At 70.0% G+C, this 9,725-nt stretch carries 11 protein-coding genes; 3 read left to right on the top strand and 8 right to left on the bottom strand.

Annotated elements, in window-relative coordinates; translation table 11 throughout:
• Together Q1K57_RS01060 and Q1K57_RS01065 are read right to left on the bottom strand one after the other, a co-directional pair.
• Positions 1-305, bottom strand: a 305-nt coding sequence (locus Q1K57_RS01060) for a hypothetical protein (RefSeq protein WP_300077932.1), incomplete at its 3' end; no start/stop codon positions are given.
• Between the two features lie 49 nt (positions 306-354).
• Positions 355-1,083 carry a hydroxyethylthiazole kinase gene (locus Q1K57_RS01065; protein ID WP_300077935.1) on the bottom strand — a complete coding sequence of 243 codons (729 nt, stop codon included), beginning with the start codon at positions 1,081-1,083 and terminating at the stop codon, positions 355-357.
• Positions 1,084-1,218: 135 nt separating this feature from the next.
• On the opposite strand from Q1K57_RS01065, the gene Q1K57_RS01070 reads away from it, so the two are divergent.
• Positions 1,219-2,622 (top strand): DUF2252 domain-containing protein, encoded by a 1,404-nt coding sequence (locus Q1K57_RS01070; protein WP_300077938.1) that lies wholly within the window; start codon positions 1,219-1,221, stop codon positions 2,620-2,622.
• Positions 2,623-2,687: 65 nt separating this feature from the next.
• Here Q1K57_RS01070 and Q1K57_RS01075 read toward each other — a convergent pair whose 3' ends face one another.
• Positions 2,688-3,452, bottom strand: coding sequence for a tyrosine-protein phosphatase (locus Q1K57_RS01075; RefSeq protein WP_300077941.1), 765 nt, complete (start codon positions 3,450-3,452; stop codon positions 2,688-2,690).
• Positions 3,453-3,502: 50 nt separating this feature from the next.
• On the opposite strand from Q1K57_RS01075, the gene Q1K57_RS01080 reads away from it, so the two are divergent.
• The gene (locus Q1K57_RS01080) at positions 3,503-4,327 is read left to right on the top strand and encodes a shikimate 5-dehydrogenase (RefSeq protein WP_300077945.1); all 825 of its coding nucleotides are present in this window, start codon (positions 3,503-3,505) and stop codon (positions 4,325-4,327) included.
• A 15-nt stretch (positions 4,328-4,342) separates the two neighbouring features.
• Here Q1K57_RS01080 and pdxH read toward each other — a convergent pair whose 3' ends face one another.
• Positions 4,343-4,975, bottom strand: coding sequence for a pyridoxamine 5'-phosphate oxidase (gene pdxH / locus Q1K57_RS01085; RefSeq protein ID WP_300077948.1), 633 nt, complete (start codon positions 4,973-4,975; stop codon positions 4,343-4,345).
• Positions 4,976-5,280: 305 nt separating this feature from the next.
• On the opposite strand from pdxH, the gene Q1K57_RS01090 reads away from it, so the two are divergent.
• Positions 5,281-6,135: a PRC-barrel domain-containing protein gene (locus Q1K57_RS01090; RefSeq protein WP_300077951.1), complete on the top strand. Its 855-nt coding sequence runs from the start codon at positions 5,281-5,283 to the stop codon at positions 6,133-6,135.
• A 113-nt stretch (positions 6,136-6,248) separates the two neighbouring features.
• On the opposite strand, the gene Q1K57_RS01095 is transcribed toward Q1K57_RS01090, so the two are convergent.
• The 4 genes from Q1K57_RS01095 to Q1K57_RS01110 all read right to left on the bottom strand — a co-directional run.
• A complete protein-coding gene (locus Q1K57_RS01095; RefSeq protein ID WP_300077954.1) occupies positions 6,249-7,091 on the bottom strand; it encodes a hypothetical protein in 843 nt (280 codons plus the stop codon).
• A complete protein-coding gene (locus Q1K57_RS01100) occupies positions 7,088-7,582 on the bottom strand; it encodes a SigE family RNA polymerase sigma factor (protein WP_300077957.1) in 495 nt (164 codons plus the stop codon). Before Q1K57_RS01100 ends, Q1K57_RS01095 begins: the two co-directional genes overlap by 4 nt.
• Positions 7,583-7,699: 117 nt before the next feature.
• Positions 7,700-9,070: a glycoside hydrolase family 1 protein gene (locus Q1K57_RS01105; RefSeq protein ID WP_300077959.1), complete on the bottom strand. Its 1,371-nt coding sequence runs from the start codon at positions 9,068-9,070 to the stop codon at positions 7,700-7,702.
• A gap of 262 nt (positions 9,071-9,332) precedes the next feature.
• The coding region (locus tag Q1K57_RS01110; protein ID WP_300077962.1) for a transposase at positions 9,333-9,725 on the bottom strand (393 nt) is incomplete at its 5' end.

Here is a 9,725-nt window from a genome sequence, read left to right on the forward strand (position 1 = left end):
ACGGCGAGACCGAGGATGATGTGCACCCAGAACCACCCGATCTCGCCGATCGCATACTGGGCGACGGCCAGCACGAACACGCCGAACCCGTGCATGACGAGCCCCTTGTTGCGCGACTGGCGGCTGAAGCTCAGCGCCGACAGTGCAGCGAGGAGCGCCGTCAGCAGGAACAGCAGGCCGGTGTGGCCGTGGATCTCACGGAGGCCGTGGTTGCCGGTGGCGACGGTGATCCCGAGCGCCAGCATGATCAACGACACGGCTGCGTTCACGCCGGACGCCCAGCGGAACACCTTGTGGGACAGCAATGGTTCAAGCTTTACGAAGGCCACGGGCCCACCCTAGCGGAGGGTCACGTCAACCGATCGGCAAGAACTCGGCGATCTCGTCGCCCCGGACTTCGGCGAGGGCGTCCACCAGGGCGATCCGGAAGGACGCCGGACCGTGCGCATGGCCCGCCGCCCGCTCGGACGCCAGCGCGAGCCAGGCGGCGCCGGCGAGGGCGGCTTCACGCGGGCCGGTGACGGCGGCGCAGGCGGCGATGAGGGCGCTCACCGCCGAGCGGACGCCGGGCACCTGCCGGAGCAGGTCGGCGCCGCGACCCACGCCCGTCTCCCGGCCGTCGAAGAGCACGCGTTCGACCGGGTCGCCGATCACGAGGGCGGACGCCGACGCGTCGAGCGGCGCACCGTCGAGTGTGCCCTCGGTGGTGAGGATGACGGCCGGACGGTTGCCGAGCAGGGCACGGGCGCGATCCACGCGCAGGGGCGCACGGCCGAGTGGGGAGAGATCCATGACCCACGGCACGGAGGCGCTCTTGACGGCGTTCACGCTGGGCACGACCGAGTCGGACCACTCCGACGACAGTGTCGCGAAGTCGAGGCTGACCGCATCGGCACCCATGGCCGCCTCGAGGGCGTCCCGGGCCGTGCCGGTCACCACCGAACGGGCGCCGACACCGTAGACGACGTCGGCGACGAACGGGGTGGCGCCGAGCGGGGCGACGCAGTGCACCAGGGGGCTCGACTCCCGGACGTGCTCGGCGGCGAAACCGATGGTCAGGGCCAATCCCGACCGAGCTGGCATGACGACTCCTCGTGCACTCATGGCGACACCGGGGCGCATCGCACCTGTTCGGGAGTCACCCTATCGTCCCGACCGAGAGACACGCGTGGGTCGCACTGGCCCTACGATGCGTTCGCAGGAAGGCAAGGAGGACGCATGCCCGAGACCCGCACGGCCGACCCGCGCCTGCATCTGGCGGACGCGTTCACGTCGTTCCGCATCCCGGCGTCCGACCGCGACGAGCGCGTCCAGCACGGGCGGAACCTACGGATCATGGTGCCCCACCGGATGCTGGGCGTCTGGCAGGGCACGAAGGATCGCCCGGACGTCGTGGACGTGATCGAGCGCACGCATGAGGGCAGGCTGCCGTGGCTCCTCGGGCTGCGCACGGCGCGCATGGCGGCGTCCCCGTTCGGCCTGTTGCGCGGCACGGCGAACCTCATGGCGTGGGACGTGGCGCACCTGCCATCCACGGGCGTCCAGACGACGGCCTGCGGTGATGCGCACATCGGTAACATCGGGTTCTACCGGTCGCCCGAGGGGGCGCTCGTCATCGACCTCAACGACTTCGACGAGGCCCACACCGGGGCCTGGGAGTGGGACGTGCGGCGACTCACGGCGTCCATCTGGGTGCTGGGGCGCGACAACGGGGCGAGCGAGGAGGCGTGCGGCGATGCGGTGCGGGCCTGCGTGGACGCCTACCGCGATGAGGTCAGCTTCCTGAGCAAGCAGCCGCTGCTCTGGCGGGCGTACAACCACCTCGACGTCGACCTGCTGCACGAGTCGGTGACGGAGGAGTCGCTGCGCGACGAGATCGAGCGGGCGGCGAAGGCGGCCCGCAAGCGGACCTCCGACCGACACCTGCCCAAGCTGACGGGCGGCGACACCGAGGCGACGCGGATCGCGGACGACCCGCCGGTGGTGACGCACCCGGACGAGGAGGAGTACGAGGCGCTCGCCCAAGGCCTCGACGACTACCTGGAGACCCTGACGCCCCAATGGCGCCGGATCGTGGGCGGATACACGCTCATGGACATCGCCCACAAGGTGGTCGGCGTGGGCTCGGTGGGCATGCGGGCGTGGGTGGCGCTGCTCGTCGGGTCGCGCCCGGACGACGTGCTGTTCCTGCAGTTGAAGCAGGCGCAGCGATCGGTGCTGGCCCCGTTCGTGCACGGCGCCGAGGCGCACCACGCCCACCAGGGGCAGCGGGTCGTGGAGTACCAGCAGCAGTTGCAGACCGTCTCCGATCCGCTGTTGGGCTGGACCACCGTGGGCGAGCACCAGTACTACGTGCGCCAGTTCCGCAACATGAAGGGCGGCGTCCCGCTGGACTCGATGACGCCGGGCGCGCTGGTCGACTACGCGGGGATCACCGGCCACCTGCTCGCCAAGGGGCACGCGCGGACGTCGGGCGCATCGGTCATCTCGGGCTACCTGGGCAAGTCGGACGCCCCCGGTGAGGCGTTCGCCGCGTTCGCCCGCGCCTACGCCGACCAGACCGAGGCCGACCACGCCAAGCTGGTGGCGGCGGTGCGGGCGGGGCGGCTGCCCACGGTGTGATCACGTTTCTGACATAGGAAATCGTGGCACGTGTCACGATTTCCTCGGTCAGAAAAAGCAGGTCGTCACCGCCCCAGCAGGTGCGCCTCGAGAGCCGCCTGATCGGAGTCCGTCCAGCCGAGCGAGCGCAGCAGGGGCAGCGCACCGCCGTGGACGTCGCGCAGGTAGGCGAGCAGCCGCAGCATCGAGGCGGCCCGCGGCCGGATGTCGAACAGGGAGCGGTCCCCCACCTGGTCGGCGTAGGTCGGATCGGACCACTGCCGCTCGATCACCGTGTCCATCACGTCGGCGGTCAGCTCGTAGTCCCGGGCGATGAGATCGTCGGGCACCCCCATCAAGGTGAGGCACAGCGCCACCGTCAGCCCCGTGCGGTCGCGGCCGACGGCGCAGTGCACCAGCGCCGCACCCCGCGCGTTCGCGATCACGCGCAGGGCCGCCAGCACCGAATCGGGGCGCAACGCCAGCATCATGAGGAACGAGTTCGCGGCGTCGTCCGTCGTCGCGGTGCCGACATCGTGGGATTCGAAGTCCCAGTCCGCCGACTCCGCCAGCGTGGCCCCCTCGTCCACGGCCGGGAAGTAGTTGAAGTGGTGGTAGGCGACCCCCGGACGCGCCCGCAGCGGCGACGGCGACCCCGCCACCTCGTAGTCGGTGCGCAGGTCGATGACATCGCTCAGCCCACCCGCGATGAGCGTCTCCATGTCGTCCGGCGACAAGAACGTCAGCATCTCCGAACGCCAGAGGCGTCCGGGCTGAATCAGTCGACCGGACGCCGTCGGCGTCCCCCCGAGATCACGGAAGTTGAGCAGGCCGGCGCCGTCGGTTGCCATGCCGCTCAGGGTAGGGCACGCCCCCGCAGGTTCGCCGTTACCCTGGCAGCGTGAGGACTATCGCCGGCGGCATCACCAAGGACACCACCCTCTGCATCTCCCTCTCCGGACGCCCCGGCAACACGGGCACCCGCTTCCACAACTTCCTCTACGACGCCCTCGGGCTCGACTACGTCTACAAGGCGTTCACCACCCCCGACATCGCCGCCGCCGTCGCGGGCATCCGCGGGCTCGGCATCCGCGGCGCGGGCATTTCGATGCCGTTCAAAGAGGCCGTGATCCCGTTGGTCGACGAGCTCGAGCCGTCCGCCCGCGCCATCGACTCGGTGAACACGATCGTCAACACCGACGGCCACCTGGTGGCCTACAACACCGACTACCTCGCCATCGCCTCCCTCCTCGCGTCCTACGCCGTGCCCACCGACGGTGAGGTGGCCGTCCTCGGCTCGGGCGGCATGGCGAAGGCGACGGTCGCGGCCCTCCGCGACCACGGCTACGGCGGCGTCGTCGTCGCCCGCAACGCCGAGGCGGGCCCGGCCCTCGCGGCGGCGTACGGCTTCGACTGGACGCCGTCGCTGGCCGATCGGCGCCCCGCGACCGTCATCAACTGCACGCCCGTGGGCATGGAGGGCGGCCCCGAGGCCGGCTCCCTGCCCGTCGACCTCGCCGTCGTGGACGCCGCCGCCGTCCTCTTCGACGTCGTGCCCCGGCCCGCCCGGACGCCGCTGGTGCAGGCCGGCGAGGAGCGTGGCAAGGTGACCATCACGGGCGCCGAGGTGATGAGCTTGCAGGCGCTGGAGCAGTTCGTGCTCTACACCGGCATCCGGCCGGACCCCGACCTCGTCGCAGAGGCCACCGCGTACTCGCGCGCGTGAGGGGTCGCTGACGCCTTAGGGGGCCAGGCGCTCCCGGGTCCAACGGCCGTCGCGCAGGGTGTAGCGCAGGCGGTCGTGCAGCCGGGACTTGCGGCCCTGCCAGAACTCCCACAGTTCGGGCCGCAGCCGGTAACCGCCCCACCACGGCGGACGCGGCGGGTTGAGCCCGTGTTCGGCGGCCGCCTTGGCGGCGTTGGCGACGAGGACGCCGCGATTGGCGATCACCTCCGACTGCGGCGATGCCCAGGCGCCGATCCGCGAGTCCAGGGGACGCACCGCGTAGTAGGCGTCCGATTCGGCGTCCGACACCTTCTCGACCGGGCCCTCGATGCGCACCTGCCGTTCCAGCGGCCCCCAGTAGAAGAGCAGCGCGGCGTGCGGGACGGCGTCCAGTTCGTGGCCCTTGTGGGAGGTGTAGTTCGTGTACCAGACGATCCCGTCGGTGTCGAAGCCCTTCATGAGGACCATGCGTGCGTGCGGGGCGCCGTCCTCGCCCACCGTTGCGAGGTTCATCGCGTTGGCCTCGAGTCGACCGAGGTGGCGCGCGTCCTCGAACCAGCGAGCGAACACGGCCAGCGGCTCGTCGGACGCCCCCCGCTCGTCCAGTTCGCCCTGCTCGTAGCTGCGCCGCATTCCCTGGATGTCCACGCCCCCAGCGTAGAGACCCGGCCCGCTCCCCGCTCGCCGCCGCGACGTGATGGGAGGGAGGCGACCCGTCCACCGCCCAACCCCGATGAGTCCACTCATTCTCGGATCTGGGTGTGAGTTCAAGCCCGGATCCGAGAATGAGTGGACTCACCCCGGGACCGGTAGGCCCATCACCCCTGGCCACACGCATGTAGTTCGGTGAATCTCCTTGTCCCGTGGTGAATCATCGCCTAGCGTGGGGAGCCAACCGGCCTTTTCCCTAGTGAGACCGATATTGGGGACCGGGGAGCGAGAGGATGACAAAGATGTTCTCCCAGACGGACTACGAGCAGATCGCCCGCGCACAAGTGTTCACGAGTGATCGCCAGGGGCTCGGTCGGGTCGACCAGCTCTACGTTTCCGACGACACCAACACTCCCACGTGGGTCACGATCAACACGGGCCTCTTCGGCATGCGCACCCACTTCGTCCCGCTGACCGACGCACAGATCGACGGCGACCGCCTGTACCTGCCGTACACGAAGGATCAGATCACCGGCGCGCCCTCGATCGACGAGAACGGCCAGCTGACTCCCGAGGAGGAGGCCGAGCTCTTCCGCCACTACGGCCACGACGTCGGTGAGCCGCGCACCGATCCGCGCATGCGCTCCTACGCCGACGAGGGCGGCTTCCGCGACGGCCGCTGGGACGCCGCCGGCTCGGCCGGTGTGGCGGGCGCTGCCGGAGCGGCGTCCGCGGTCGACGACAAGGGCCCACTGCGCGACGAACGGTACGGCTACGCCGATCCGCGCGGCTTGGACATGCACGACGACCCGCTCGACCGTGACCACGACGGACGCGGCCCCGTCGGCGAGGTCCTCGACGGACCCGACGACGCCCACGGACGCGGCGCCTTCGAGGGCGACCGCCGCGGCGAGTGGCCGGACGACCGCCGTGTGGGCGACACGAACCCCGAGGCGTTCGGCGTGAACCGGGACGGCGGCGTCATCGACCCCGACCGCGTCGACGAATACAACGAGCGCAACGTCCCGCGCATCGGCGACGACCGCGCGTTCGACATGGACCGCGACGGGGATGGCCGCGGCCCCGTGCGGGAGGTCCTGGACGGCCCGGACGACGCGTCCGGCCGTGACGCCTTCGAGCGGGACGACCGCCGTTGATCCCCTTGTCGTAACCGGTGAATCCCAACGACCGGCCCGGCGATCCTCGGATCGTCGGGCCGGTCCCTGTCGGCGCGTTCCCGTGTTGTCCGGTGGTGTCGCGCCGCCCCACCTCAGCAGCTCATCATCGGCACCAGCAGCCCGTCGCCGTCCCGGGTGGTCACGAGGAGGGCGGTGACCGCATCGTCCTGCACGAAGAACACCAGTGCCCGGCCCTCGTTCTCCAGGGCGTACGCCTCGCCGGTCATGCCGGCACCGGGCAGCGATCCCTCCGCCAGCGGACCCCATGCGTCCTCGCCGAGACCCACGGGCTGCGCGTCCGGGTAGGCCGCCTCCAGCTCTGCCAGCGTCGATCCGATGCGAATCCCCTGCTCGGTGGCGTAGTCGAGGTGGTCGGCGGGCGGCATGTGGTCGTCGTCGATGGCCAGCGAGCGCAATCCGTCCTTCGTCCAGCTCTGCCACACGGACGGGTACCGCGCACTGTTGGCCTCCGTCACGTCGTAGGGACCGCAGAGTTCGCCCTGGTCGGTCGCCAGCCCGGCGGCCATGCCGTCAGTCAGCGTCATCCCGACCTGCAGCTCACCGACACCGACTTGCGTCACCACCTTGTCGGGCACGGCTGCGGGCGTGCGCGTCGGCGTCCCGGACGCCGTCGGTGACGGTTCGGCCGTCGGCGAGGCCGGCGGGGTGGACGCCGTCGGTGAGGGTGTCGTGACGGTCGGCACCGGCGACGGGGAGGCGGTGACGGTGCCGAGCGGCGTCCGGTCGGGCCACCACAAGGGGGTGGCGACGGCGGCGGCCACGACGATGACCGCGGCGCCAGCCGCAACCGAGATCCGGCGGGCGCGGCGGCGTCCGGCCTCGGCGACCGCAGCCTCGGCGAGGCCGCCGGTCAGTTCGGGGACGGGGATGGAGTGCAGGTCGTCGACCAGCCGGTCGGGATCGTAGGGAGTCATCGGAGTGCCTCTTCCTTGGCCAGCCGCGCGAGGGCGCGCGAGCAGGTGGATTTCACGGTGCCGACGCTGATGCCGAGTTCGGACGCGACGTCCGCCTCGGCCAGGTCGGAGTAGAAGCGGAGGACGACGATGGCTCGCTCGCGGGCGGTCAAGCCGGCCAGCCGCGCCACGATCGTGTCGCGGTCGTCGACGGCGTCGTAGCCGGCGTCCCAGCGGGCGGGGCCGTCGCCGGCGGCGTCCAGGTCGGTGAGCACCTCGTACCGGCGGCGCCGCCACCAGTCGGTGCGCAGGTTGACCATGGCCCGCCGCAGGTAGGCGAACTCGCGGCCCGGCTCGATGCGCTCCCACTTGGGATAGGCGCGGGTGAGCGCCTCCTGGAGGAGGTCCTGGGCGGTGTGGGGGTCGCCGGTCAGCAGGTACGCCGTCCGGGACAGACCGCTCGAGTTCTCGGCCACGAAGGCCTCGAACCGCGTCCGCTGTTCCGTCTTCATACTCCCTACAACGTGAGATCGGCAGGAATGGTTGTGTTCCAGCGTGGCAGTTCCGGGACGCCGAAGGGGCCCGTCCGTCCGGACGGGCCCCTCGGGGTGGTGCTGGAGCAGCGAGGCTCAGATCTCGGTGGAGAGGTTCTCGCCGTTGGACTCGATCACGCGGGTGTACCAGCCGAAGCTCTTCTTCTTGATGCGGGCCAGATCCAACTCGTCGTCGTTGGTGCGGTTGACGTAGATGAACCCGTAGCGCTTCAGGAACCCCTCGTGGGTGGAGATGAGGTCCATGACCGACCAGGGGTTGTACCCGAACATCGGGATGCCGGAATCGACGGCGGCCTTGACCTGCGCGATGTGCTCGCTCAGGTACTTGATGCGGTAGTCGTCGTTCACCTGGCCGTCGACCAGCTCGTCGCGCTCGCCGAGGCCGTTCTCGGTGACGACGAGCGGCAGGCGGTAGCGGGTGTAGATCTCGTTGATCGTGTTCCGGAAGCCGACCGGGTCGATCCACCAGCCCGAGAACTCGGTCTTCGACAGGTGGGGGTTGTCGACCTGGCTGCCGGGGCCGTGGATGTTGCCCTCATCGTCGACGAGCGTCTCGCCCTCGACGTAGCCCACCGTGCCGGTCGCGTAGTAGTTGAACGCGATGAAGTCCGGCTTGCCGTTCCGCATGATCTCGCGGTCCTCGTCGGTGACGTCGATCGTGTAGCCGGAGCGCTTGATGAAGTCCAGCGCCAGCGCGTTGTACTCGCCGAACACGGCGGCGTCCAGGTACAGCCAGTTGCGGACGGCGTCGGCGTACTGGGCGGCCAGCACGTCCTTCGGGTCGCTGGAGGCCGGGTAGTTGACCGAGATGTTCGGCGCCGGGCCGATCTTGCACTCGGGGCGCACCTCGTGGCACACGGCCATGGCCTTGCTCTGGGCGACGAACATGTGATGGTTGGCTTGGTAGAGCGGGTAACCCTCGAGCGGGCCGCTCACCACGTGCTCGGGCACGAGCGTCATCATGTTCTGCTCGTTGATGGTCTGCCAGTACTTCACGCGGTCGCCGAACGTCTCGAAGCAGACGCGAGCGAAGTCGACGAAGGCGTCGACGGTGGCGCGCTCGCCCCAGCCGCCCTTCTCCTGGAGCGCGGCCGGCAGGTCGAAGTGGTAGATGGTGACGATGGGCTCGATGTCGTTCGCCTTGAGCTCGTCGATGAGGCTGTTGTAGAAGTCGACGCCGGCCTGGTTGACCTCACCCACGCCGTCGGGGATGATGCGCGTCCACGCGATCGAGAAGCGGTATGCCTTGAGGCCGAGCTCCTTGAACAGCGCGACGTCTTCCTTGTAGCGCTCGTAGTGGCCGGAGCAGACGGTGAAGTCGGGGAGTTCCGCCGGGATCTCCTTGACGTCCTGCACGCTCTTGCCCTTGCCGTCCTTGGCCGAGGCACCTTCGATCTGGTAGGCGCTCGAGGAGGCGCCCCAGAAGAAGTCGGTCGGGAATGCCATGGTTCAGTTCCTCTCGTTGGTTGGGTCGTGCTCGATCCGGACGCCGCCCGGCTCGCGCCGTGGCCGCTGTCCGTGGGCCCTCGCGGATCGTTGCGAAGGCCGGTCTCTCACGTCTTCCAGTGTCCTCGCACCGGACGCCGCCCCGCCAACACAGCGCTTCCGCCGTTGCGGAAAGCCGCGGGGTGGGCACCTGGCATCGGGGCGATCAGGAGGAGGGCGTGCCAGCGACGCTGCTGGCACGCTGGGTCGATTATCTGGCTCTTCACACTTGCGGTGGGGGTGGGGTGAGTCCGCCGCCGATGAGGAGCATGCGTAGTCGGTAGTTCTCGCGGTTGCGGAAGCCGCGGGCGATGCGGCGGTGGAGTTCGATCAAGCCGTTGATGCTCTCGGTGCCACCGTTGCTGGCGCGTCCGGTGTCGAAGTAGGCCAGGAAGGCGTCCTTCCACTGGCGCAGGGTCCGGCCCAGGCGGGCGATTTCGGGGATGGGGCAGGTGGGGAAGCTGGCGACGACCTGCTCGGCGAGCTCGCGGCCCTTGCTCGGGTCGGGGTGGGCGTAGGCGGCCCGCACCTTCTGGGCGCACTGCCAGGCGATGTGGACCGCGTCGTGGCGCTCATCAGCAGCGATCGCCGCGGTGAGGCGGGCGTGTTGCTTGTC

The organism is Propioniciclava sp. (genome assembly GCF_029977985.1).
GTDB lineage: Bacteria > Actinomycetota > Actinomycetes > Propionibacteriales > Propionibacteriaceae > Propioniciclava.

Excerpts from the sequence above, each read along its gene's own strand:
- Q1K57_RS01095 (WP_300077954.1), bottom strand. The coding sequence starts at position 7,091 with ATGACTCCCTACGATCCCGACCGGCTGGTCGACGACCTGCACTCCATC.
- Q1K57_RS01100 (WP_300077957.1), bottom strand. The coding sequence starts at position 7,582 with ATGAAGACGGAACAGCGGACGCGGTTCGAGGCCTTCGTGGCCGAGAAC.
- Q1K57_RS01070 (WP_300077938.1), top strand. The coding sequence starts at position 1,219 with ATGCCCGAGACCCGCACGGCCGACCCGCGCCTGCATCTGGCGGACGCG.
- Q1K57_RS01090 (WP_300077951.1), top strand. The coding sequence starts at position 5,281 with ATGTTCTCCCAGACGGACTACGAGCAGATCGCCCGCGCACAAGTGTTC.
- Q1K57_RS01075 (WP_300077941.1), bottom strand. The coding sequence starts at position 3,452 with ATGGCAACCGACGGCGCCGGCCTGCTCAACTTCCGTGATCTCGGGGGG.
- Q1K57_RS01105 (WP_300077959.1), bottom strand. The coding sequence starts at position 9,070 with ATGGCATTCCCGACCGACTTCTTCTGGGGCGCCTCCTCGAGCGCCTAC.
- Q1K57_RS01065 (WP_300077935.1), bottom strand. The coding sequence starts at position 1,083 with ATGCCAGCTCGGTCGGGATTGGCCCTGACCATCGGTTTCGCCGCCGAG.